General features: G+C 64.4%; 21 protein-coding genes, 1 tRNA gene, 1 pseudogene and 1 riboswitch. Of the genes and pseudogenes, 14 read left to right on the forward strand and 9 right to left on the reverse strand.

The genetic code is table 11. From position 1 onward, the window contains the following. Positions 1-249 precede the first annotated feature (249 nt). Positions 250-328, forward strand: a riboswitch (SAM riboswitch). A 79-nt stretch (positions 329-407) separates the two neighbouring features. From metA to DYZ14_RS22245, 3 genes are read left to right on the forward strand one after another with little or no spacing between them, the layout of a single operon-like run. Further along, complete coding sequence (gene metA / locus DYZ14_RS22235) at positions 408-1,334, forward strand: homoserine O-acetyltransferase MetA (RefSeq protein ID WP_154722706.1); 927 nt, start codon at positions 408-410, stop codon at positions 1,332-1,334. A 29-nt stretch (positions 1,335-1,363) separates the two neighbouring features. Further along, complete coding sequence (locus DYZ14_RS22240; protein WP_154722707.1) at positions 1,364-2,548, forward strand: vWA domain-containing protein; 1,185 nt, start codon at positions 1,364-1,366, stop codon at positions 2,546-2,548. A gap of 30 nt (positions 2,549-2,578) precedes the next feature. After that, on the forward strand, positions 2,579-3,592 hold the full coding sequence (locus DYZ14_RS22245) for an aldose epimerase family protein (RefSeq protein WP_154722708.1): 1,014 nt from the start codon (positions 2,579-2,581) through the stop codon (positions 3,590-3,592). A gap of 90 nt (positions 3,593-3,682) precedes the next feature. Here DYZ14_RS22245 and DYZ14_RS22250 read toward each other — a convergent pair. Beyond that, positions 3,683-3,757: transfer RNA gene (locus tag DYZ14_RS22250), tRNA-Gly, on the reverse strand. 277 nt (positions 3,758-4,034) lie between these two features. Between DYZ14_RS22250 and DYZ14_RS22255 the strand changes: the two genes are divergently transcribed. From DYZ14_RS22255 to DYZ14_RS22270, 4 genes are all read left to right on the forward strand, one after another. Then, positions 4,035-4,541, forward strand: a complete 507-nt coding sequence (locus tag DYZ14_RS22255; protein ID WP_154722709.1) for a prolyl-tRNA synthetase associated domain-containing protein — start codon at positions 4,035-4,037, stop codon at positions 4,539-4,541. A 58-nt stretch (positions 4,542-4,599) separates the two neighbouring features. Continuing rightward, on the forward strand, positions 4,600-5,574 hold the full coding sequence (gene trxA / locus DYZ14_RS22260; protein ID WP_154722710.1) for a thioredoxin: 975 nt from the start codon (positions 4,600-4,602) through the stop codon (positions 5,572-5,574). 94 nt (positions 5,575-5,668) lie between these two features. Beyond that, positions 5,669-6,352 carry an LON peptidase substrate-binding domain-containing protein gene (locus DYZ14_RS22265; protein ID WP_154722711.1) on the forward strand — a complete coding sequence of 228 codons (684 nt, stop codon included), beginning with the start codon at positions 5,669-5,671 and terminating at the stop codon, positions 6,350-6,352. Positions 6,353-6,366: 14 nt separating this feature from the next. Then, on the forward strand, positions 6,367-6,555 hold the full coding sequence (locus DYZ14_RS22270) for a Trm112 family protein (RefSeq protein WP_154722712.1): 189 nt from the start codon (positions 6,367-6,369) through the stop codon (positions 6,553-6,555). A gap of 17 nt (positions 6,556-6,572) precedes the next feature. Here DYZ14_RS22270 and DYZ14_RS22275 read toward each other — a convergent pair. Beyond that, a pseudogene (locus tag DYZ14_RS22275) lies at positions 6,573-7,790 on the reverse strand (ubiquinone biosynthesis hydroxylase); the annotation flags it as partial. Positions 7,791-7,872: 82 nt separating this feature from the next. On the opposite strand from DYZ14_RS22275, the gene tesB reads away from it, so the two are divergent. The 6 genes from tesB (at position 7,873) to DYZ14_RS22305 (ending at position 15,415) form a co-directional block, all read left to right on the forward strand. Continuing rightward, the gene (tesB, locus tag DYZ14_RS22280) at positions 7,873-8,757 is read left to right on the forward strand and encodes an acyl-CoA thioesterase II (RefSeq protein WP_154722714.1); all 885 of its coding nucleotides are present in this window, start codon (positions 7,873-7,875) and stop codon (positions 8,755-8,757) included. Positions 8,758-8,980: 223 nt separating this feature from the next. Continuing rightward, positions 8,981-9,319 (forward strand): P-II family nitrogen regulator, encoded by a 339-nt coding sequence (locus tag DYZ14_RS22285; RefSeq protein ID WP_115672140.1) that lies wholly within the window; start codon positions 8,981-8,983, stop codon positions 9,317-9,319. Between the two features lie 27 nt (positions 9,320-9,346). After that, positions 9,347-10,780, forward strand: coding sequence for an ammonium transporter (locus DYZ14_RS22290; RefSeq protein WP_154722715.1), 1,434 nt, complete (start codon positions 9,347-9,349; stop codon positions 10,778-10,780). A 249-nt stretch (positions 10,781-11,029) separates the two neighbouring features. Beyond that, positions 11,030-13,717: a DNA translocase FtsK gene (locus DYZ14_RS22295; protein ID WP_154722716.1), complete on the forward strand. Its 2,688-nt coding sequence runs from the start codon at positions 11,030-11,032 to the stop codon at positions 13,715-13,717. 123 nt (positions 13,718-13,840) lie between these two features. Then, entirely contained in the window at positions 13,841-14,500 is a 660-nt protein-coding gene (locus DYZ14_RS22300) for an outer membrane lipoprotein carrier protein LolA (protein ID WP_154722717.1), read from the forward strand. A gap of 111 nt (positions 14,501-14,611) precedes the next feature. After that, on the forward strand, positions 14,612-15,415 hold the full coding sequence (locus DYZ14_RS22305) for an exodeoxyribonuclease III (protein WP_154722718.1): 804 nt from the start codon (positions 14,612-14,614) through the stop codon (positions 15,413-15,415). Between the two features lie 23 nt (positions 15,416-15,438). Here the strand turns inward: DYZ14_RS22305 and DYZ14_RS22310 are convergent, their stop codons facing one another. Together DYZ14_RS22310 and DYZ14_RS22315 are read right to left on the reverse strand one after the other, a co-directional pair. Continuing rightward, positions 15,439-15,894 carry a cyclic nucleotide-binding domain-containing protein gene (locus DYZ14_RS22310; protein WP_154722719.1) on the reverse strand — a complete coding sequence of 152 codons (456 nt, stop codon included), beginning with the start codon at positions 15,892-15,894 and terminating at the stop codon, positions 15,439-15,441. Between the two features lie 15 nt (positions 15,895-15,909). Further along, positions 15,910-16,593: a response regulator transcription factor gene (locus DYZ14_RS22315; RefSeq protein WP_115672146.1), complete on the reverse strand. Its 684-nt coding sequence runs from the start codon at positions 16,591-16,593 to the stop codon at positions 15,910-15,912. A 93-nt stretch (positions 16,594-16,686) separates the two neighbouring features. Between DYZ14_RS22315 and DYZ14_RS22320 the strand changes: the two genes are divergently transcribed. Beyond that, positions 16,687-17,244 (forward strand): L,D-transpeptidase family protein, encoded by a 558-nt coding sequence (locus DYZ14_RS22320; protein WP_154722720.1) that lies wholly within the window; start codon positions 16,687-16,689, stop codon positions 17,242-17,244. A gap of 8 nt (positions 17,245-17,252) precedes the next feature. Here DYZ14_RS22320 and DYZ14_RS22325 read toward each other — a convergent pair whose 3' ends face one another. The 5 genes from DYZ14_RS22325 to DYZ14_RS22350 all read right to left on the reverse strand — a co-directional run bounded on the left by DYZ14_RS22325 (position 17,253) and on the right by DYZ14_RS22350 (position 22,678). Further along, positions 17,253-17,801, reverse strand: a complete 549-nt coding sequence (locus tag DYZ14_RS22325) for a SixA phosphatase family protein (RefSeq protein ID WP_232365642.1) — start codon at positions 17,799-17,801, stop codon at positions 17,253-17,255. A gap of 266 nt (positions 17,802-18,067) precedes the next feature. Beyond that, positions 18,068-19,477: a 3-isopropylmalate dehydratase large subunit gene (gene leuC, locus DYZ14_RS22330; protein ID WP_154722721.1), complete on the reverse strand. Its 1,410-nt coding sequence runs from the start codon at positions 19,475-19,477 to the stop codon at positions 18,068-18,070. Positions 19,478-19,731: 254 nt separating this feature from the next. After that, positions 19,732-20,517 (reverse strand): ABC transporter ATP-binding protein, encoded by a 786-nt coding sequence (locus DYZ14_RS22340; protein ID WP_154722723.1) that lies wholly within the window; start codon positions 20,515-20,517, stop codon positions 19,732-19,734. Next, positions 20,514-21,578, reverse strand: a complete 1,065-nt coding sequence (locus DYZ14_RS22345) for a FecCD family ABC transporter permease (RefSeq protein ID WP_154722724.1) — start codon at positions 21,576-21,578, stop codon at positions 20,514-20,516. The genes DYZ14_RS22340 and DYZ14_RS22345 overlap by 4 nt, the downstream gene beginning before the upstream one ends. Continuing rightward, positions 21,575-22,678, reverse strand: a complete 1,104-nt coding sequence (locus DYZ14_RS22350) for an ABC transporter substrate-binding protein (protein WP_154722725.1) — start codon at positions 22,676-22,678, stop codon at positions 21,575-21,577. Before DYZ14_RS22350 ends, DYZ14_RS22345 begins: the two co-directional genes overlap by 4 nt. Positions 22,679-22,720 lie beyond the last annotated feature (42 nt).

Here is a 22,720-nt window from a genome sequence, read left to right on the forward strand (position 1 = left end):
CGTGCTGCTGCTGAACGCGCCGACATGCCATTCCGTGACGCAGCCAGTACGCGGCTACGCAGATCATCGCTGAACGCTCGGGTCATATTGCCTCCGACCAAATCACCAGTCGGAGGGAAGGAATCAGAATTCGGTAGCCAAGGAAATCCTCAACGCGATTCCGCGTTCAATGGACGTGCTCTAGCGGTGTCGATTGATTCTCTCCCTCACAGCCCCCATTGATTCGTCTCCCCAACAGGCGTAAATATCCGGCTGTCCCGTGGTGATTTGGCCGGCCGGCTTGCAGCCACGTTAAAGAAGTCGCTAAAGGGGCCGAGGAAAGTCGTCATTTTCCCGAGCACCGGTCGCGATTTCTCGCCGCCGGTTTTATTTTGCGGTTTTTCCGCCGATGCTGGGAATGAGAAACGATGCCGATCAGGATACCCGATACGCTGCCCGCCTTCGAGACCCTCGTCCACGAGGGTGTGCGGGTGATGACCGAGACGATGGCTGTCCGACAGGATATCCGTCCCTTGCAGATCGGCCTGCTCAATCTCATGCCGAACAAGATCAAGACCGAGGTCCAGTTCGCCCGCCTGATCGGCGCCTCGCCGCTGCAGGTCGAGCTTACCCTCGTGCGCGTCGGCGGCCACAAGGCCAAGAACACCTCGGAAGAACACCTGCTCGCCTTTTACCAGACCTGGGAAGAGGTGAAGGACCGCAAGTTCGACGGCTTCATCATCACCGGCGCGCCGGTCGAGAACCTGGCCTATGAGGAGGTGACCTACTGGAACGAGATGCAGCAGATCTTCGACTGGACGGAGACAAACGTCCATTCGACGATGAATGTCTGCTGGGGCGCCATGGCCGCCATCTACCATTTCCACAAGGTGCCGAAGCACGCGCTCAAGGAAAAGGCCTTCGGCGTCTATCGCCATCGCAACCTGTCGCCGGCCTCCGTCTATCTCAACGGCTTTTCCGACGATTTCCAGGTCCCGGTGTCGCGCTGGACGGAAGTGCGCCGCAGAGACATCGAAAAGCATCCGGACCTCGAGATCCTGATGGAATCCGACGAGATGGGCGTCTGCCTCGTGCACGAGAAGCGCGGCAACCGGCTCTACATGTTCAACCATGTCGAATATGATTCGACCTCGCTCGGCGACGAGTATTTCCGCGACGTGAATTCCGGCGTGCCGATCAAGATGCCGCACGACTATTTCCCCCACAACGACCCGACGCTGACGCCGCTCAACCGCTGGCGCAGCCACGCCCATCTCCTGTTCGGCAACTGGATCAACGAGATCTACCAGACGACGCCGTACGACCTGCAGGAGATCGGCGTCGATCGCCGCTGACGACGCGGCGGCAAGGAGCAACGGACCCGATGTTCATCCCCTTTTTCCTCAAGCTCAAGGAAGCGAAGATCCCGGTCACGCTCAGGGAATTCCTCGCCCTTCTCGAAGGCATGGAAAAGGGGCTGGCCGATTTCGACACCGAGGCCTTCTACTTCCTCGCCCGAACCGCGCTGATCAAGGACGAGCGCCATATCGACCGCTTCGACCGGGTATTTTCCGAGATGTTCGGCGGGCTGGAAGCCATCTCCGGCGCCGAGGGCGTCGAGACCGTGCCGATCCCGGAGGAATGGCTGAAGAAGCTCGCCGAAAAGCACCTGTCGGAAGAGGACAAGAAACTGGTCGAGGCGCTCGGCGGCTTCGACAAGCTGATGGAAACGCTGCGCCAGCGGCTCGCCGAGCAGGAGGGACGCCACCAGGGCGGCTCGAAATGGATCGGCACGGCCGGCACCTCGCCCTTCGGCGCCTATGGCTACAATCCGGAAGGCGTGCGCATCGGCCAGCACGAAAGCCGCCATCGCCGTGCGGTAAAGGTCTGGGACAAGCGCGAGTTCCGCAATCTCGACGACACCGTCGAGCTCGGCACCCGCAACATCAAGGTCGCGCTTCGCCGCCTCCGCCGCTTCATCCGCGAGGGCGCGGCGGACGAATTCGACCTGTCCGGCACCATCCGCGCCACCGCCGAGCACGGCTATCTCGACGTCAAGACGCAGCCGGAGCGGCGCAATGCCGTCAAGCTTCTGATGTTCTTCGACATCGGCGGCTCGATGGACGACCATGTGCGAACCGTGGAGGAGCTGTTCTCCGCCGCCCGTTCCGAATTCCGCCACATGGACTATTTCTACTTCCACAACTGCCCCTATGAGCGTGTGTGGAAGGACAATCGCCGCCGCATGGCCGAGGTCATCGGCACCGACGAGATCATCCGCACCTTCGGCCCGGACTACCGGCTGATCTTCGTCGGCGACGCCTCGATGAGCCCCTACGAGATCCTCCAGCCGGGCGGTTCGGTCGAGCACTGGAACACGGAAGCCGGCGCCGTGTGGATCGACCGGCTGACCAGCCATTTCCGCCGCAGCCTGTGGATCAACCCTTTGCGGCAGGACTATTGGGGCTACACCCAGTCGGTCGGCATGATACGCCAGCTGATGGGAAACCGGATGTATCCGTTGACCCTCGGCGGTCTGGAAGAGGCGGCGCGCGAACTGTCGAAATAGACGGCCAAGGGCCGAAATCGAGGAAAAGGCATGACGGGCAGGGAAAACTTCGGCACCACTCTGGCGGGCGAAACGGTCGAACGGGTGACGCTTGTCGGCGGTGGCCTCACCGCACGGATCATCACCTTCGGCGCCGCCATCCAGGATCTCAGGCTCTCTGGCCATGACGTGCCGCTTGTGCTCGGCTTCGAGCGCTTCGAGGACTACGAGCAGCACTCGCCCTATTTCGGCGCCTCGCCCGGCCGCTGCGCCAACCGCATCGCCCATGGCCGCTTTACGATCGACGGCACCGACTACCAGCTGGAACTGAACGAACGCGGCACCACCCACCTGCACGGCGGCTCGACCGGCACCGGCCGGATGAACTGGGCAATCACCGATCTCGGCCACGACCACGTGACGATGGAAGTCACCGATCCCGACGGCCGCGCCGGCTATCCCGGCAATTGCACCATCCGCGCGATCTACACCCTGAAGGACGAGGGCGTGCTCTCGGTGATCTACGAGAGCGAAACCGACCGTCCGACGCCCGTCAACGTCTGCCAGCACGCCTATTTCAACCTCGACGGTCGCAGCGACATCCTCGGCCACGACCTGATGATCGCCGCCGATCACTATCTGCCCGTCGACCGCGACCTGATCCCGACCGGCGAATTGCGCCCGGTCGCCGGCACGCCTTTCGATTTCCGAGATATGGCCCCGATCGCCCGCAAACTCGACGGCGAACAGGCGCCCTACGACCACAATTTCTGTCTGGCCGCCGAACGCGGACCCAAGCAGTCGGTGGCCCTTGCCCGCAGCATCAATTCCGGCGTGACGATGGAAGTGCGCACCACCGAACCCGGCGTACAATTCTATGCCGGCTGCTATCTCGACGTCCCCGTCCCCGGCCTAGACGGCCGCACCTACGGCCCATATGCCGGCTTCTGCCTCGAAACCCAAATCTGGCCGGACGCGATCAACCACGCCGATTTCCCCAACGCCGTGCTTCGGCCGGGCGAAGTGCTGCGCCAGGAAACGGACTACGTGTTTTCGAAGAGCTGAGAAAGACGGCCTTCGGGCCGCGCCGAGGACAAAATGCAAAGCGACCGCCAAAGCGGTTTTTCATGTCTTTATTTTCTAGAAGAAGAAAACTGGAGCGGGTGAGGCGATTCGAACGCCCGACCCCAACCTTGGCAAGGTTGTGCTCTACCCCTGAGCTACACCCGCTCATAACCTCGATCCGGGGGTAGACAGTGGATCGGGGGCCGTCCGTTTGTTGCGGCGACGGGCGCTATATGGCCCAACAATTTTTCAAATGCAACAGGGAAATGACGAATTTTTCGAGAAAAGAACAGCACCCGCTCACCGGCATGGCCAAAGCCCCGGAAACGGGGCATTCCCCCCATTCTCGCCGATTGCCAAGGGCGATGGCCGCACGTATCACTCCCCGGTCCGGGGTTTGCCCCGTCTTTCCATAAGCCTGGACCTGCATGAGGGAGCGCCGATGAGCAACCAGCCCAAGACCGCCGAAGATCTCTACCATTTCCTCGACGAACTCGGCATCCGCCACGTGACGAAGCACCACGAACCGGTCTTCACGGTCGCCGAATCGGTGGCGCTTCGTGACGAGATCCCCGGCGGCCACACCAAGAACCTGTTCGTCAAGGACAAGAAGGACCGGTTCTTCCTGCTGACCGTCGAGGAGAACGCCGTGGTCGACCTGAAGACGGTGCACACGCTGATCGGCGCGGCGAGCAAGGTCTCCTTCGGCAAGCCGGAAAAGCTGATGGACTATCTCGGCGTCATCCCGGGCTCGGTCACGGTGTTCGGCGCGATCAACGACACCGGCCACAATGTCACTTTCGTTCTCGACAAGGACCTGATGCAGCATGACATCATCAACGGCCACCCGCTGTCGAACGATGCCACGACCTCGATCGGGCGAGACGACCTCCTACGCTTTCTGGAGGCCACCGGCCACACGCCGCTTGTCTTGAAAGTCACGGCCTGACATACGATCTTAAGCGGCAAACACGCCCCACGAGGGCCTGAAGATGCGGGAGACGACGATGAGCGACAACAGCAATCCCTATGGCGGCTACGGCGGCCAGATGACCGCCCAGGCGCATTTCGGTGGCACCCCGGCCGCCGCGCCCGCCGCCGCAGCCGGCCTCGTCAAGGACACCACGACCGCGGGCTTTGCCAAGGACGTGCTGGATGAATCCCGCAACCAGCCGGTCCTGGTCGATTTCTGGGCGCCCTGGTGCGGCCCGTGCAAGCAGCTCGCGCCGGTGATCGAGAAGGTGGTCACGGAGGAGAAAGGCCGCGTCAAGCTGGTCAAGCTCAACATCGACGACCATCCGTCCATTCCCGGCCAGCTCGGCATCCAGTCGATCCCCGCCGTCGTCGCCTTTGTCGACGGCCGGCCGGTCGACGGCTTCATGGGCGCCGTGCCCGAAAGCCAGATCCGCCAGTTCATCGACAAGGTCGCCGGTCCCGCCGGCGCCGACCAGGCGGCCGAGATCGAGGCCGTGCTGGAAGAAGCGGGTGCCCTTCTCGCAAGCGGCGACATCAATGGCGCCGCCCAGCTCTATGGCGCAGTGCTGCAGGCCGATCCGGAAAACGCCAAGGCCGCCGCCGGCATGGCCGAATGCATGCTCGCCGCCGGCCAGCATGACCGCGCCCGCGAACTCGTCACCGGCATGCCCGACGAACACAAGAAAGCGCCGGAAGTCCAGGCCGTCTCCAAGAAGATCGAGCAGATGGACGAAGCCCGCAAGCTTGGCGATCCGTCGGCGCTCGAACATGCCCTGGCCCTCAATCCGGACGACCACGAGGCGCGCCTCAAGCTCGCCAAGATCCTCAATGTGGCCGGCAAGCGCGAGGAGGCGGCCGAGCACCTGCTGCTGATCATGAAGCGCGACCGCAGCTTCGACGACGACGGCGCCCGCCGCCAGTTGCTGGAATTCTTCGAAGCCTGGGGACCGAAGGACCCGGCGACGATCATGGCGCGCCGCAAGCTGTCGTCGATCCTGTTTTCGTGACGCGAGAGCCTGCGCCCTTGAGTTTGCAGCGGCGCGAACCACATTAGGAGGACGTATCGCGGCCTGTCTCGGGCCGCGGGGGGAGTGAAATTCCATGCAAGTCGGAAATGCGCGATACCTGACCGAGAACGACCTGCCGGACGTCCTTCCGGTGTTTCCCATCGCCGGCGTGCTTCTCCTGCCCGGCGGCCAGCTCCCGCTGAATATCTTCGAGCCGCGCTATCTCGCCATGTTCGATGCGGCAATGGCCGGCAACCGGCTGATCGGCATGATCCAGCCGGCACTCAACGAGGGTCTGACCGGCGACATCCTGCCCGAGCGCCCGGCGCTCTGCCAGGTCGGCTGCATCGGCCGCATCACCTCGCTCACCGAGACCGGCGACGGCCGTTACATCACCTCGCTCGGCGGCATCTGTCGGTTCCGCCTGCTCGACGAAGTGAACGGCACCAAGCCCTATCGCAATTTCCGCATCGCCCCCTTCATCACCGATCTCAAGGCCGGCCCGGACGAAGAAGCGGGCGTCGACCGCACGGGCCTGCTGGCAGCCTTCCGCGCCTATCTCGACGCCAACAAGCTCGAGGCCGACTGGGAAAGCGTCGAGCGCGCCAGCAATATCACCCTGGTCAATTCCCTGTCGATGATGTCGCCTTTCGGCCCGGCGGAAAAGCAGGCCCTGCTCGAGGCGCCCGACCTCAAGACCCGCGCCGAAACCCTGATCGCCATCACCGAGATCGTGCTCGCCCGCACGTTCGGCGACGCCGACACACGCCTGCAATAGGATCACCGACAGCCATGGACGAGCGGATGAGCAAGGTCGACGTGAAGCTGCTCGAACTGCTGGTCTGCCCGCTGAGCCAGGGCCGGCTGACCTTCGACCGCGAGCGCAACGAACTCATCTCCGAACGCGCCCGCCTCGCCTACCCGATCCGGGACGGCATCCCCATCATGCTGGTATCGGAAGCGCGCAAGATCGAGGATTGAAACGTGTCGCGCGTCGCTCAGATCGCCTGGCCGGCGAGAAGCTTCGGCGCGCCGCCATTGGCCGTGCCGGCCGCCTCACGGATGAAATAGGATTTCAATCCCGGCAGCCGGTCGACAAGCCCGAGCCCGACATCACGGATGACCCTGAGAGGCGTGAAATCGTTGGAGAACATCCGGTTCAGCACATCGGTGGTCACACCCATGCGGAAGGTGTCGAAGCGGCGCCAGGTCTGGTAGCGCTCGAGCACGTTGAGGTCGCCGATATCGAGCCCCAGCCGGTCGGCATCGACAATGGTTTCGGCCAGAGCCGCCACATCCTTGAAGCCGAGATTGAGGCCCTGGCCGGAGATCGGGTGAATGCCGTGCGCGGCGTCGCCGGCCAGCGCGATGCGCGGCGCGACGAATTCGCGGGCAAGCGTCAACCCGAGCGGAAAGGCCCGCCGGTCGCCGCTTGCGCGAATCTGGCCCAGCTTATGACCGAAGCGACGCTCGAGTTCCTCTTCAAACACCAGATCGTCGGCGGCCACCAGCCGGTCGGCATCCGCCGTGCGTTCGGTCCACACCAGCGACGAGCGATTGCCCTTGAGCGGCAGGATGGCGAAGGGGCCGGACGGCAGGAAATGCTCTTCCGCCGCGCCCTCATGCGGCCGTTCGTGCTCGACCGTCGTGACGATGCCCGATTGGCCGTAGTCCCAGGTGACGGTCTTGATCCCGGCCATGTCGCGCAGCTTGGAGCGCACCCCGTCACAGGCCACGACCAGCCGCGCCGAAACGATCGAACCGTCAGACAGCGAAAGTTCCGCCGAAGGTCCGGTATTCTTGAAACCGACCGCACGCACGCCGTGACGGATGGCGATACCTGCCTTGTCGCAGGCCTCGCGCAGCGCCCCGACCATGGCGACATTCGGGATCATGTGGGCGAACGGACGCCCCTCTTCCACCGCACCGTCGAAGGTGAGGAATACCGGGCGCACCGGGTCGGATGTCTTGGAATCGGTGACGATCATCCTGGTGATCGGTTGGGCCTCCGGCGCGATGCGGTCCCATATGCCGAAAACCTCCAGCATCTTGGTCGCGGCAGCAATAATCGCCGAGGCGCGCGGGTCCTTTTGCCAGACACCTTCCGGCGCCGCCTCGATCACCTCGACGCTGAGATGCGGCGCCGCCTGCTTGACTGCGACGGCGGCCGAAAGGCCGACATAGCCACCGCCGACGATCAGCAAATCCAGCATGGCGAATTTCCTTTGCCCTTGTGCATGTCCTTGCTCCTATATAGATCAGCCTTGAACTAGTTCCTATAAGCGGGGCCGCGCTATTATGCCGAATTCGAGCGAAAATCCCACCGCCATGGACCAGCTGATCGAGACGCTGGATCTCGAAAAGCTGGAGGAAAACCTGTTCCGCGGCAAAAGCCCGCAGAACGGCTGGCAGCGCGTCTTCGGCGGCCAGGTCATCGCCCAGGCGCTGATGGCCGCCCAGCGCTGCGTCGACAACGACCGGCGCGTCCATTCGCTGCACGCCTATTTCGTTCGGCCCGGCGATCCCACCGTGCCGATCATCTTCGAGGTCGAGCGGACCCGCGACGGATCGAGCTTCACCACCCGGCGCGTCGTCGCCGTGCAGCATGGCAAGACCATCTTCGCCATGTCCTGCTCGTTCCAGATCGAGGAACCCGGCTACGATCACCAGATGGCCATGCCCAGCGTGGCCGACGCGGGACAACTGGTCGGCGAAAAGGAATTCCGCGAGCTCTTCCTCGCCCAGGCGCCGGAAGGGGTGAAACGCTATTGGGGACGCGAGCGGCCGATCGAGATCCGGCCGGTATCGCTCACCCACTACATCTCCAACGAGAAACTCGACCCGAACGCGCATATCTGGGTCCGCACCACCGGGCCCGTTCCCGACGACCACCACTATCACTCCGCGGTTCTCGCCTATCTGTCCGACATGACGCTGCTCGACACCTCGCTTTATCCGCACGGCACGTCGATCTTCGATCCGCAGATCCAGCCCGCCAGCCTCGACCACGCCATGTGGTTCCACCGTCCGTCGAAGCTCGACGACTGGCTGCTTTACACCCAGGACAGCCCGAGCGCGTCGGGCGCCCGCGGCATGACGCGCGGCAGCATTTATGGCCGCGACGGAACGCTCATTGCCTCGGTCGCCCAGGAAGGCCTGATCCGCAAAAGAGCAAACGCATAATTTTCTAGCAATCGCGATTTTTTGCTCATTTTTTGTGCGCACATCCGCCGATCAAATGCCCTTTTATTAGGGCGCGATTCTATCGTCTTTATATTTCAATAACTTATAGGCCAATTTCAAACTGGCACATACTTTGAATGTCATCTCCCAGTCACCCGGCGTTTTTCCTGCCGGGGGCAGGAGAGTCGGCTGGGGCCGAGGACAAGCAAAGGATGGGAACCAGATGAAGATTGTGATGGCCATCATCAAGCCGTTCAAGCTGGATGAGGTGCGCGAAGCCCTCACCGCTGTTGGCATTCAGGGCCTGACCGTGACCGAAGTGAAGGGTTACGGCCGCCAGAAGGGGCACACTGAAATCTACCGCGGCACGGAATACGCCGTGAGCTTTCTGCCGAAATTGAAGATCGAGATCGCCGTTGCCTCCGAACTCGCGGACAAGGCCGTCGAAGCGATCGCCGCTGCGGCCAAGACCGGCCAGATCGGCGACGGCAAGATCTTCGTTTACGCGATCGACCAGGCCGTGCGCATCCGCACCGGCGAAACCAATTCTGAAGCTTTGTAAGAACGGCTGTTAGGGGAGTTGTTTCTGATGTCATTTTCCAAGTTTTCTTCCGCTTTCGGGGCCCTGGGCGTGGCCACGGCCGGCGCGCTTGCGCCGGTCATCGCCTTTGCCCAGGAAGCGGCCCCGGCCGCTGCCGAAGCAGCCGCCGCCGCAGCCCCGGCCATGACCGTCGACAAGGGTGACACCACCTGGATGCTCATTTCGTCGATCCTGGTCCTGCTGATGATCGTTCCCGGTCTCGCCCTGTTCTACGGCGGCCTCGTCCGCACCAAGAACATGCTGTCGGTTCTCATGCAGGTGATGATGATCACCGCCGTCGCCATGCTCGTCTGGGTGACCTACGGCTACTCGCTCGCCTTCACCGACGGCGGCTCGCTCAACAGCTTCGTCGGCGGCTTTTCCAAGGTCTTCCTCGCCGGCGTCGACACCACGACCATGGCAGAGAGCTTCTCCAAGGGTGTGGCTATTCCGGAACTGGTCTTCGTCTGCTTCCAGATGACCTTCGCCGCCATCACCCCCGCCCTGATCGTCGGCGCCTTCGCCGAGCGCATCAAGTTCTCCGCCGTTATCCTCTTCACCATCCTGTGGCTCACCTTCGTCTACTTCCCGATGGCGCACATGGTGTGGTTCTGGGGCGGCCCGAGCGCCTATGACGGCCCGACCGGCCTGATCTTCGGCTTCGGCGCCATCGACTTCGCCGGCGGCACGGTCGTCCATATCAATGCGGGTATCGCAGGTCTGGTCGGCGCTCTCATGGTCGGCAAGCGTACCGGCTTCGGCAAGGACATGATGGCTCCGCACTCCATGACCCTCACCATGGTCGGCGCGGCACTGCTCTGGGTTGGCTGGTTCGGTTTCAATGCCGGTTCCAACCTGGAATCCAACGCCTATGCGGCACTTGCAATGATGAACACCTTCGTCGCGACCGCTGCTGCCATCGTCTCCTGGGCGATCGTAGAAACCCTGTCGCGTGGCAAGGCCTCCATGCTCGGTGCTGCGTCCGGCGCCGTTGCGGGCCTCGTCGTCGTCACCCCGGCCGCCGGCTTTGTCGGTCCGATGGGCGCCATCATCATGGGCCTCATCGTCTCCCCGGTCTGCTACTTCTTCGTCTCCACGGTGAAGAACAAGTTCGGCTATGACGACACGGCCGACGTCTTCGGCGTACACGGCATCGGCGGCATCATCGGTGCGATCCTCACCGGTGTGTTCGTCAATCCCGCTCTCGGCGGCGCCGGTATCGTCGACTACTCGACGGCCGACTTCGCAGCCGGCTATGCCGGTACCGCGACCCAGGTCTGGGCTCAGCTCAAGGGCGTGATCGTCACCGTTCTCTGGTCGGGCATCCTCTCGGCGATCCTCTACAAGGTCGTCGATCTGGTCGTCGGCCTGCGCGTTCCGGTCGAAGCCGAGCGCGAAGGTCTCGACCTCGCCTCGCACGGCGAAGCAGCCTACCACTCCTAAGCGCATTCGCCGCGCCGGTTCGCCGGCGCGGCTCCTCCACCCGTCGCGGCCGTCGAGAGACGCGCCGCCTCCGCCCGGACCTCACCGTCCGGGTTTTTTTATGCCATCCGCCGGGCGCCGCGCAAACGGGATGGTTAATGCTCGATTAACCCTCGCCCGTGTACTGTACCGCGGAGTCATGGCCGGGCACGTGCGCACGCATCCGGCCGACCTCTCGGGCCAGATGCAGTCACACGGATGGGCAGACAGATGAACAGAGGCAATTCCGCCGCGATCGAGGAACAGTCCAGCCGCTTCGCGCTCAGCGCCTTCGTGGTGCGGCAATTGCTGGCGCTCACCGGCTTCGCCTTGTTCCTCGGCCTGGTGATGGCCGTCGCCTCGCTCGCCAGCTGGAACGTCGCCGATCCGAGCCTGTCCTATGCCACCGCCAACGAGCCCACCAACATCCTCGGCTATGGCGGCGCCGTCTTTGCCGACATCATGCTGCAGTTCTTCGGCCTTTCCAGCCTGCTTGCCCTGCTTCCGGTGCTCGCCTGGTCACTGGCGCTGATCACCGGGCGTCCGCTGTCGCGCATTCCCGCGCGCCTCGGCGCCTGGGCAGTCGGCTCGATCGTCGCCTCCGCCGTGGTCGGCTGCTTCCCCCCGCCTGCCACCTGGCCGATCCCCAATGGCATCGGCGGCGTCTTCGGCGACATGATCCTGCGCTTTCCCGGCCTGTTCATCGGCGCCTATCCGACCGGCACGTTTTCCATGGTGCTGGGCGTCATTCTCGCCGTTCCGGCCGCCTGGCTGCTGCTGTTCGCCACCGGCCTGATCGGCCGCGAAAGCATCGACGAACCCGCAGCGCAAACCGTTGCGGCCAAGCGCCAGAAGGCGGCGCCGGCACCGGTCGACGACGAGGACGAAGACGACCGCGAAGGCCCCCTCGCCCTTGCGCTCGGCGTCATCGCCCACAACTGGTATACGATCCGCGCCCGCAGCCGCCGCCTTTTCGGCCTCAAGCCCAAGGAACGCACCTCGCGTTTCGAGCAGCCCTATGATTTCAACGAGGACGAGTTCGGCACGCTGAACGAGCCGGTGCGGCCGAAGGCGCCGACGCCGCTCGAGCGCCGCGAACCGTCGCTCGAACCCGCCCCGCTCGCCACCGGCCGCGTCGCCCCGCCGTCGCGCCATATCGTTTCGCCGCCGCCGATCAGCGGTGATCTGGACGACAACTTCGACGACGACGTGGACCTGGACATCGACGACCTGCCGCGCCCCGCCGGCATCCTGCCGGACGATGGCTGGACACCGAAACCGGCCGCACGCGCAGCCGCCGCCGGTCAGGACACGCCCCGCGTCGTCGCGCCGGCGCCACGGCCAAAGCCCGGCGCGCGTGTCGATCGCGATGCCCAGGGCTCGCTGCTGCGGCCCGACGGCTTCCAGCTGCCCTCCGTCCATCTGCTGGCAGAACCAAAGGCCGTGGCCCGCGACGCCACGCTGTCGGCCGACGCGCTCGAGCAGAACGCCCGCATGCTCGAAGGCGTGCTGGAGGATTTCGGCGTCAAGGGCGAGATCATCCAGGTCCGCCCCGGCCCGGTCGTCACCCTCTACGAACTGGAACCGGCACCCGGCATCAAGTCGTCGCGCGTCATCGGGCTTGCCGACGACATTGCCCGCTCGATGAGCGCGATCGCCGCCCGCGTCGCCGTCGTCCCCGGCCGCAACGCCATCGGCATCGAACTGCCGAACCAGCGGCGCGAGACCGTCTATCTGCGCGAACTGATCGGTAGCCAGGATTTCGACGGCAACAAGGCCAAGCTCGCCATGGCGCTCGGCAAGACCATCGGCGGCGAACCGGTGATTGCCGACCTCGCCAAGATGCCGCACCTGCTGGTCGCCGGCACCACCGGCTCGGGCAAGTCGGTCGCGATCAACACCATGATCCTGTCGCTCGTCTACCGGCTGCCGCCGGAAAAATGCCGCCTGATCATGATCGACCCGAAAATGCTCGAACTCTCCGTCTATGACGGAATCCCGCATCTCTTGTCGCCGGTCGTCACCGACCCGAAGAAGGCTGTCGTCGCACTGAAATGGACGGTGCGGGAAATGGAAGAGCGCTACAAGAAGATGTCGAAGATCGGCGTGCGCAACATCGACGGCTTCAACAGCCGCGTCGAGCAGGCGATCGCCAAGGGCGAGGTACTGACCCGCACCGTGCAGACCGGCTTCGACCGCCAGACCGGCGAGGCGATCTACGAGACGGAGGAGTTCGACCTCCAGCCGATCCCCTATATCGTCGTCATCATCGACGAAATGGCCGACCTGATGATGGTCGCCGGCAAGGACATCGAAGGCGCCGTGCAGCGGCTCGCACAGATGGCCCGCGCCGCCGGCATCCACGTCATCATGGCGACGCAACGCCCCTCGGTCGACGTCATCACCGGCACGATCAAGGCCAATTTCCCGACCCGTATCTCCTTCCAGGTCACCTCGAAGATCGACAGCCGCACCATTCTCGGCGAACAGGGCGCCGAACAGCTGCTCGGCATGGGCGACATGCTCTACATGGCCGGCGGCGGCCGCATCCAGCGCGTCCACGGCCCCTTCGTCTCCGACACGGAGGTCGAGGAGATCGTCGCCTACTTGAAAACCCAAGGCTCGCCCCAATATCTGGAAGCGATCACCGTCGACGAGGACGAAGACGAGGATGGCGGCGGACCGGCCGGCACCGCCAATCTCGGCGAATCGGACGATCCCTACGACCAGGCCGTGGCGATCGTGCTGCGGGACGGCAAGGCCTCCACCTCCTACGTCCAGCGCCGTCTCGGCATCGGCTACAACCGCGCCGCCTCGCTGATCGAACGGATGGAGAAGGAAGGCATCATCAGCGCGGCGAACCACGCCGGCAAGCGCGAGATCCTCGTGCCGACCGAAGCCGACATCATCGAGCGGTGAACCAAGCGGCCCGCCGGGCGTTGCCTGCCTGGCAGGCCCGTTGGCCGCACCGCGTTTCGCCCGCTCGGCCATGAAGACGCCGTCTTCTTCGGCGATGCAGGGCACCATATGAAGGAGTTCCGGATGACTGAACACACAATCGAACGCCTGGCGGGCCTTCCGGCATCGACGACGCGGCGCCAGTTCGTCGCAGGCACCATGGCGGGCTTTGCGCTCGCCGCCCTGCCGATGTCGGCGATGGCCGCCGCCGATCCTGCCGCGGCGCAGAGGATCGCCGATCATTTCTCCTCGGTGAAGACGATGATGGGCGAATTCGTCCAGTTCGGCCCGCGCGGCGAGCAGACCGGCGGCAAGTTCTTCATCCAGCGCCCCGGCAAGCTGCGCTTCAACTATGAGAAGCCCTCGCCGATGCGGGTCATTGCCGACGGCAAGAACGTCGTCATCGGCAACATGAAGCTCAAGACCTGGGATCTCTATCCGCTGTCGAAGACACCGCTCAGCCTGCTGCTGTCGGAGAAGATCGACCTCGGCCACCAGATGGTGCGCGACGTCAAGCAGGAGGCGGACCTCACCACCATCGTGCTCGGCGACAAGACCATTTTCGGCGATTCCACCATCACCCTGATGTTCGACCCGAAGACTTTCGACCTGCGCCAGTGGACGATCACCGATGTCCAGGCCAAGGATACGTCCGTGATGATCTTCAACGTCCAGAACGGCGTCCAGCTCGACCCGAGCGTTTTCGAGATCCCCTACGCCGACGTGCACGGCCAGAAGCGCTGATCAAGACCTCCCCTGTGGAGAAAGGGCGCCCCGCTTGCAGCAGTGGCGCCCTTTGGCTGTTCAGGCCTTGCGAAATTGCCTAAGCCTGCAGTCAAAGCGGGAGCAGACGGCATGGACCTTTCGATCACCACCTGGAACATCAACTCGGTCAGGCTCCGCCTGCCGCTGGTCGAGGATTTCCTGAAAGGCACGCGCCCGGACATCCTCTGCCTGCAGGAGATCAAGTGCCAGAACGACGAGTTCCCGGCCGATGCGCTGAAGGCGCTCGGCTACGACAACATCATCCTTCACGGCCAGAAGGGCTATCACGGCGTGGCGATCGCCTCGCGCTTTCCCTTAACCGAGGACCATCGACAGGACTATTGCGGCGTCGGCGATTCGCGCCACATCTCGGCGATCTTCGAATGGGGCGGCCGGCGCATCCGCATCCATAACTTCTACGTTCCGGCCGGCGGCGACGAGCCTGATCGCACGATCAACCCGAAATTCGGCCACAAGCTCGATTTCATCCGCGAGATGCGCGACCTGAAGGCCGGCGCCGAACCCGGCGTCTCGGCGATCCTGGTCGGCGACCTCAACATCGCGCCGCTCGAAAACGACGTCTGGTCGCACAAGCAGATGCTGAAGATCATCAGCCATACGCCGGTCGAGACCGAAGGCCTGCTTGATGTCATGCGCGAGGGCGGCTGGGTCGACCTGATGCGCCATCACGTGCCGGCCGACCAGAAGCTCTACACCTGGTGGAGCTACCGGGCCAAGGACTGGGCCGCCGCCGACCGCGGCCGGCGCCTCGACCATATCTGGTCTTCGCCCGACCTCACCGACCACCTGCGCACCATCGAAATCCTCAAGGAGGCACGCGGCTGGGAACGACCATCGGACCACGTGCCGGTCACCGCCCGCTTCTCGCTCTAGCCTAATTCCGGCAAGGGCACGCGTCAGTCGAAGCGGTGGGCCATCGCGGCCGCCCCGTCGATCAGGCTGGCGATCGCCGCCCGAATGCGCCCTTCGACCACGGCGGCCATCTCCGGATATTCCTCCAGCAGGCGGTGGAACAGCGCGCGGGTGATGCGGATCACGTCGGCGTCCTCGAGCGCGATCGCCGTGAACTTGCGCTCGACCATCGACACCAGCGCCAGCTCCGACAGCATGACGCCCGGCCCGGCCACGCCCTCGACCCTGGGTTTGCCGCCGCGTGCAAGCGATGAAAGCTCGAATGTGCCTCTCGCCACCACATAGGCGCACTCGGCTGGCGACTTTTCGCGAAACAGGGCCTGACCGGCCCCCACCGGCCGATGCTCGGCGCCAAAGGCGATCAGCCGCAGCTGGTCGGAGCTGAGCCCGGCAAACAGCGGCACCTTGGCCAGAAGCTCGATATCGTCGGCAAGCGCCATGGGGAACTCCGGGGATCAGGGAACGATCTTGTAGCCGCCGTTCTCGGTGACCAGGATCTCGGCATTGGAGGGATCGCGCTCGATCTTCTGGCGCAGGCGATAGACATGGGTCTCGAGCGTGTGGGTCGTCACCCCGGAATTATAACCCCAGACCTCTTCCAGAAGCACGTCGCGGGTCACCACCTTCTGCCCGGCGCGATAGAGATAGCGGATGATCGCCGCCTCCTTCTCCGTCAGGCGGATCTTCTTGCCATCCTCGGTGGTCAGGAGCTTCTGGCTCGGCTTGAACAGATAGGGCCCGACGCCGAAGGTCGCGTCCTCGCTCTGCTCGTGCTGGCGAAGCTGCGCCCGGATGCGGGCGAGCAGCACGGCGAAGCGGAACGGCTTGGTGACATAGTCGTTTGCGCCCGCTTCCAGCCCGAGGATCGTGTCGGAATCGGTGTCGTGGCCGGTCAGCATGATCACCGGGGCCTTGAAACCGCCCTTGCGCAACAGCTTGACCGCTTCGCGTCCGTCCATGTCGGGAAGCCCGACATCCATGATCAACAGATCCACTTGGCCGCTGCGCGCCGCCTGTATGCCCTTGGTCGCGGTCTCTGCCTCCGTGAGCGTGAATTCCTCGTGGAGCGACAGCTGCTCGACCAGCGTTTCGCGCAGGTCGTTGTCGTCATCCACCAGAAGAATGGTCCGCACAGTCATAAGATCTTCCCGTTTTCGTTCGCGCCGTCCGTCTTGGCGTGCCTGTTCGAAGTGCTATGAATACACCGATCTTCACAGGCAAAGCAAAATCTCGTGACCCGCTTACGAAAAACAACGGACAAATCCCACAGCAAGAGCGGACATATTGTCGTCCGAAGGGCGCCGGGCAAGGCAACGCAGGCGATCCTGCAGTACGGGCCGCTACGCCTGCGTGCTGCGCTCGGCCGTTCCGGGATCACCAGTTGCAAGCGCGAGGGCGACGGCGCAACGCCCCGTGCCACGATGCGGCTGATCTCCGCCTACCGGCGTGGCGACCGCATGGGCGCCCTTGCGACCGGCCTGACGATGCGGCGCATCCGGAACGACATGCTCTGGTGCGACGCCCCCGCCCACCCCGCCTACAACCGACCGGTCAGGGCGCCCTTTGCCGCCAGCCATGAAAAGCTCACCCGCGACGACCGGCTCTATGACATCTGCATCGTCATGGACTGGAACGTCACCGAGCGCCGGCGCGGCTGCGGCTCGGCGATCTTCTTCCACATCGCCCGAGAAGGCTACGCGCCGACCGAGGGCTGTGTCGCGCTCTCGCCTGCCGACATGCGCCGGCTGCTGCCATATCTTACCGACCGGACCCTGCTCACGGTCCTTTGAGCACCGGCTCAGCCAAGCGCACGCGGCGTGACGAAGCGTTCGAGCCGCCCCATGCCCCGGCCGACATCGCGCCACTGCGCCGCCGGAAAGTCGATGACCGCCAGCCCCGCAGTCGGATATTTCGCCGCCATGCTTTCCCGCGATGCCGCATCGCCGCCGCCGCAGAGCTCAAGCGCCAGATCCTGCATGCCCGGATTGTGAGCGAGGATCAGCACGGTTCTCGAGGCCGACTCGACCGCCTGCAGCACGTCGAGCATCTGCCCGCTGCTCGCGGCATAGAGTTCGGCGATATTGCGCGTCTCCGGCTGTGCGGGCAGTCGCTCGCCCACCAGTGCCCAGGTCTCCTGCGCACGCCGCGCCGTCGAAACGAGAGCGAGATCGGGGATCAGCTTCATCTCTGCCAGATAATCTCCCATCAGCTGCGCCGCCGCCCGGCCGCGCCCGTTGAGCGGGCGCTCCTCGTCGGCCACGCCCTCCGGCCAGGCCGACTTGGCGTGCCTGAGCAGAAGGAGCCGTAATCCGCCCATCTCAACCTTGTCCGGTCGTGTCTTTGCCATGCTGGCCGCCCCCCGCCGATGATTCACATGAAACGTGCTGCACCCGCCGGTCATCAAGCGGCACCGTGCTGACACTCTAAAGGCTGAAGCAGATCGTACCAAGAGCGACGATGACGCAGGTGGCCAAGCGACGGGGACTGTGCGAAGGGCGTGGGTCGGCCCTACGATCAAGCCTATCGGTGGCGTCGTCGCAACCAATGACGAGAGGCCGCCCGCATTGCTGCGGACGGCCCCGTTTTTTCATGCCACCGAGATGGAGGCAGAGCTTACTTCCACTCGCGGATGTCGACGAAGTGGCCGGCGACAGCAGCCGCCGCAGCCATGGCCGGGGACACCAGATGGGTGCGGCCCTTGTAGCCCTGGCGGCCCTCGAAGTTGCGGTTCGAGGTCGAGGCGCAGCGCTCGCCCGGCTTCAGCCGGTCGTCGTTCATGGCGAGGCACATCGAGCAGCCCGGCTCGCGCCATTCGAAGCCCGCGTCCTTGAAGATCTTGTCGAGGCCCTCGGCTTCCGCCTGTTCCTTGACCAGGCCCGAGCCCGGCACGACCATGGCGGACACGGTCGGCGCGACATGGCGGCCTTCGAGCACCTTGGCGGCGGCGCGCAGGTCCTCGATGCGGCCATTGGTGCAGGAACCGATGAACACGCGGTCGATGGCAATGTCGGTCATCTTCATGCCCGGCTTCAGGCCCATATAGTCGAGCGCCCGCCACTTGGAGACGCGCTTGTTCTCGTCGGCGATCTCGTCCGGGTTCGGAACGACGCCCTGGATCGACACGACGTCTTCCGGCGAGGAGCCCCAGGAGACGATCGGCGGCAGGTTGGCGGCGTCGAGCACGACGACCTTGTCGAAATGCGCGCCTTCATCCGTGTGCAGCGTCTTCCAGTAGGCGACCGCCTGGTCCCAGGCCTCGCCCTTCGGCGCGCGCGGCTTGTCCTTGATGTATTCGAAGGTCTTTTCGTCCGGGGCGATCAGGCCGGCGCGGGCGCCGCCCTCGATCGTCATGTTGCACACCGTCATGCGGCCTTCCATGGAGAGCGCCCGGATCGCCTCGCCGGCGAATTCGATGACGTGGCCGGTGCCGCCGGCGGTGCCGATCTCGCCGATGATGGCAAGGATGATGTCCTTGGCGGTGACGCCGTCCGGCAGCTTTCCGTCGACGCGCACCAGCATGTTCTTGGCCTTCGACTGGATCAGCGTCTGGGTGGCGAGCACGTGCTCGACTTCCGACGTGCCGATGCCATGCGCCAAGGCACCGAAGGCGCCGTGCGTCGAGGTGTGGCTGTCGCCGCAGACGATCGTCATGCCGGGCAGCGTAAAGCCCTGCTCGGGGCCGACGATGTGCACGATGCCCTGGCGCTTGTCGTTTTCGGAGTAATATTCCACGCCGAATTCGGCGGCGTTATGCGCCAGCGCCTCGACCTGGATGCGGCTTTCCTCGTTCTTGATGCCGGTATGGCGATCCGGCGTGGTCGGCACGTTGTGGTCGACGACGGCGAGCGTCTTCTGCGGCGCATGCACCGTACGATGCGCCATGCGCAGGCCCTCGAACGCCTGCGGGCTCGTCACTTCATGGACGAGGTGGCGGTCGATGTAGAGGAGACAGGTGCCGTCTTCCTGGCGGTCGACCAGGTGATCGTCGAAAATCTTGTCGTAGAGGGTCCGGGGTGCGCTCATGGCTGAAGATCCGTCTGAGTTTTGAAAAGGGAATGCGGGCAGGACGCCGCACGCGCGGCGCCGATGACGAACGCTTAGCCTACAAGGCTAATGAGCGCCCCGGAGACGCGCGCGAAAAAGCGTGCCGGCAGACGCTTGTGGTCCTGCAGCACGTAGATATCAGGCGCGAGACATCCGAATTTCGATCCCATGGCTGGGCTCTTAGCAGTTTTGCCCTCGCCCGGCAATGTTTTTGGCGGCTGCCGGCGATCGCCTCATGCCCGGCGCGTCTGACATGGACGGTCCGGCTCGAAGGACGAATGCGGCACGACGACGGGCCGACCGTTGCGGCAGGACAGGACCTCCGCCTCGATGCCGTAGACGCGGCGAAGCGCAGCCGGCGTGACGATCTCCTCGAAGGCGCCGATGCCCTCGAGCCGTCCGGCATGGAGGAGAAGAACACTGTCGCTGTGGCGGGCGGCAAGGTTGAGATCGTGAATGGCGATCAGCACCAGCGCCCCGGTGCGGGCAACATAGTCCGTGAGCAGATCGAACACCCGCATCTGATGGCGAATGTCGAGCGCGCTGGTCGCCTCGTCCAGCAGGAGCAGTTTCGGTTCGCGCAGCAGCCTCTGCGCAAGCAGCACGAGCTGCTGCTGCCCACCGGACAGGGACTGGATCGCCCGCCCCGCGAGATCGTCGATGCCGAAGCTCCGCAGCATGTCGACCGCCGATCGCACGAGCGCGTCGCCAACCCGAAAACCCAGCCGCTCATGGCGCCCTAGCAACACCACTTCGAGCACCGAAAGCTCCGCCCGCACCTGGCACTGCTGCGGCATGAAGCCGATCTCGCCGATGTCAACGCGTCGGCCGCCCCAGTCGATCACCCCGTCATGGGCGGCAAGGCCCGCAATGGCATTGAGGAATGTCGACTTGCCGGCGCCGTTCGGGCCGACCAGCCCGACGATCTGGCCGGGCTCGAGCGACGCGCTGATATCGTGAAGAATGCGGGTGCCGCCGCGCTGCACGCCGACATGGGCGAGGGTCAGCCGTTCCGTCATGCGACCCCCCTGCCGCCGCGTCGGGCGATCACCGCAAACAGCATGGGGACGCCGGCAACGGCGGTAATGATGCCGACCGGGATGACGGCGGCGGGCGAGATGAATTTGCCGAAGACGGAGGCGCCGACGAGGATGATCGCACCCATCACGGCCGACAGCGGCAGGGCGTAGCGGTGATCCTCACCGACCAGCGCGCGCGCCACATGCGGCGCGATCAATCCGACGAAGCCGATCGTGCCGACGAAGCAGACGGCCGCGGCCGTCAGCACGGCGACGATCAGGAAGGTCTCGCGGCGCACCCGCTCGACCGACAGGCCGAGGCTGCGGGCATTGGCGTCGCCGAGCCTGAGCGTCGTCAGCGCCCAGCAACTGCGAAGAACGAACGGAAGGCAAAGGATGAAGATCGCGCCCGTCACCGCAACGCTGGTCCAGCTTGCCTTGAGCAGGCTGCCGAACAGCCAGAAGACGATCTGCTGCAGCACTTCGGGCGAGGCGAGGAATTGCAGCAGCGACTGCAGCGACTGGAAGAAGAACAGCACGGCGATGCCGCCGAGAACGAGGATTTCCGGGCTTGCTCCGCGCAGGCGGGCAATGAAATAGACCAGCCCGCAGGCGGTGAGCGTCATGGCAAATGCCATGGCCGGGACGACGATGAAGGACGGCAGCGGGATCAGCGACCCGAACATGATGCCGAGCGCCGCGCCGAAGCCGGCGGCGGCGGAGAAGCCGAGCGTAAACGGGCTTGCCAGCGGATTGGCAAGGATGGTCTGCATCTGCAGGCCGGCAAGCCCGAGGCAGGCGCCCACCAGCATGCCCATGACCGTCTGCGGCATCCGCAATTGCCACAGGATTGTCGCGGCCATCCTATCGTCCCCGCTTGGTCCGGCCCACAGCCCATTCCAGACGTCCACGAGCGGCATCCCGGACGGACCGGTCGTCAGGTCGAGCAGCATCAGGCCGAGAAGGAGGGCCGTGGCCGCCAGCAAGGCCGCCACCCGGCGCGAGGATGCGCGACGATAGCCGTCGCGCAAGCCTTCCAGCTCGCTGGTGATCGCCGTCATTGGCCTGCCGCTACATATGGCAGCACGAACACACCCTCGGCCTTGATCGGCAGCCAGGTGTCATAATAGCGCTCGATATTCCGCGCCGGATGAACGTCCTTGAACGCCTCCGGATAGAGCTGCTTGGCGATGTATTGCGCATAGACATAGTCGGACAGCGTGCGTGCGCCGCCGTGGTAGATCGCATGCACTCCACCCTGCTGTACGGCCGGAAGCCCCGACCATCCGGGACGACCGAGATAGCCTGCCATGCGTTCGCGCGTCACCTTCGGATCGGCGCCAAATCCGACCTGCACGGATTGCGGCTTGTTCACCCATTCCGAACCGGCAAGGAAGATCAGGTCGGGCTTTTGCGCCAGCACATATTCGGGGCTGAGCGGTCCCCAATTGCCGATCTGGCCCTTGGCGATGTTGACGCCGCCGAGCTTGTCGATCAGCGCGCCCCACATGCTGTCGCCATAGGAATTGCCGACCTCGCCCGCACCCTTTTGCGCCAGTTCGACATAGACCTTTTTGGTCGTCGGGCCGGCCGCCTTGATGCGCGCGTCAATGTCGGCCATGGCGCTCCTGTAGTTGTCGGCGAGCTTGGCGGCGCGGTCCTCGGCGCCCATCACCTTGCCGAGCACTTCGGTGGAGAGCACATGCTTCTCGACCGTCTGGGCATTGTAGTCGAGCGTGACGACGGGAATGCCGGCAGCCTCGATCTGCTTTACCCCCTCGCCCAGCGCGTCGTAGGACCAGGCGGCGAGGATGACGAGATCGGGCTTGGCAGCAATCACCTTTTCGACCGAGAAGGTGCTGTCCTCGGTATTGCCGACATCCGGGATCGAGGAGAGCTTCGGCAGCGCCTTCTCATAGGCCGCGAACTGGTTCGGACGCCAGTCCTTCCAGGTCGACAGCGACAGGGCCACAACCTTGTCCAGCGCATCCGGGCCGACAACGGCGAGGAAATCCTCATAGTAGAAACCCAGCACCACGCGCTCGGCGGGCTTTTCCAGCGTCACCTCGCGACCCTTGACGTCGGTCACCTTGATTTCGGCGAGAGCCTGGCTTGCGGATGCAAGAAGCCCGGCGGCAATGGCAAACAGCACTCTTTTCATCAACGTCTTCTTTCTCGTCTGAAACAGCTTGTTGGTAAAACG

The sequence above is a fragment of the Ciceribacter sp. T2.26MG-112.2 genome (assembly GCF_900492205.1).
In the GTDB taxonomy this organism is placed as follows: Bacteria; Pseudomonadota; Alphaproteobacteria; order Rhizobiales; family Rhizobiaceae; genus Allorhizobium; species Allorhizobium naphthalenivorans_A.

Bases quoted from the DNA above. Each gene is read 5' to 3' on its own strand.
- DYZ14_RS22255 (WP_154722709.1), top strand. From the start codon at position 4,035: ATGAGCAACCAGCCCAAGACCGCCGAAGATCTCTACCATTTCCTCGAC.
- DYZ14_RS22310 (WP_154722719.1), bottom strand. From the start codon at position 15,894: ATGGCGCTTGCCGACGATATCGAGCTTCTGGCCAAGGTGCCGCTGTTT.
- DYZ14_RS22240 (WP_154722707.1), top strand. From the start codon at position 1,364: ATGTTCATCCCCTTTTTCCTCAAGCTCAAGGAAGCGAAGATCCCGGTC.
- DYZ14_RS22270 (WP_154722712.1), top strand. From the start codon at position 6,367: ATGGACGAGCGGATGAGCAAGGTCGACGTGAAGCTGCTCGAACTGCTG.
- DYZ14_RS22245 (WP_154722708.1), top strand. From the start codon at position 2,579: ATGACGGGCAGGGAAAACTTCGGCACCACTCTGGCGGGCGAAACGGTC.
- metA (WP_154722706.1), top strand. From the start codon at position 408: ATGCCGATCAGGATACCCGATACGCTGCCCGCCTTCGAGACCCTCGTC.
- DYZ14_RS22285 (WP_115672140.1), top strand. From the start codon at position 8,981: ATGAAGATTGTGATGGCCATCATCAAGCCGTTCAAGCTGGATGAGGTG.
- leuC (WP_154722721.1), bottom strand. From the start codon at position 19,477: ATGAGCGCACCCCGGACCCTCTACGACAAGATTTTCGACGATCACCTG.
- DYZ14_RS22305 (WP_154722718.1), top strand. From the start codon at position 14,612: ATGGACCTTTCGATCACCACCTGGAACATCAACTCGGTCAGGCTCCGC.
- trxA (WP_154722710.1), top strand. From the start codon at position 4,600: ATGAGCGACAACAGCAATCCCTATGGCGGCTACGGCGGCCAGATGACC.
- DYZ14_RS22290 (WP_154722715.1), top strand. From the start codon at position 9,347: ATGTCATTTTCCAAGTTTTCTTCCGCTTTCGGGGCCCTGGGCGTGGCC.
- DYZ14_RS22325 (WP_232365642.1), bottom strand. From the start codon at position 17,801: ATGGCAAAGACACGACCGGACAAGGTTGAGATGGGCGGATTACGGCTC.
- DYZ14_RS22340 (WP_154722723.1), bottom strand. From the start codon at position 20,517: ATGACGGAACGGCTGACCCTCGCCCATGTCGGCGTGCAGCGCGGCGGC.
- DYZ14_RS22300 (WP_154722717.1), top strand. From the start codon at position 13,841: ATGACTGAACACACAATCGAACGCCTGGCGGGCCTTCCGGCATCGACG.
- tesB (WP_154722714.1), top strand. From the start codon at position 7,873: ATGCCGAATTCGAGCGAAAATCCCACCGCCATGGACCAGCTGATCGAG.
- DYZ14_RS22345 (WP_154722724.1), bottom strand. From the start codon at position 21,578: ATGACGGCGATCACCAGCGAGCTGGAAGGCTTGCGCGACGGCTATCGT.
- DYZ14_RS22315 (WP_115672146.1), bottom strand. From the start codon at position 16,593: ATGACTGTGCGGACCATTCTTCTGGTGGATGACGACAACGACCTGCGC.
- DYZ14_RS22295 (WP_154722716.1), top strand. From the start codon at position 11,030: ATGAACAGAGGCAATTCCGCCGCGATCGAGGAACAGTCCAGCCGCTTC.
- DYZ14_RS22265 (WP_154722711.1), top strand. From the start codon at position 5,669: ATGCAAGTCGGAAATGCGCGATACCTGACCGAGAACGACCTGCCGGAC.
- DYZ14_RS22350 (WP_154722725.1), bottom strand. From the start codon at position 22,678: ATGAAAAGAGTGCTGTTTGCCATTGCCGCCGGGCTTCTTGCATCCGCA.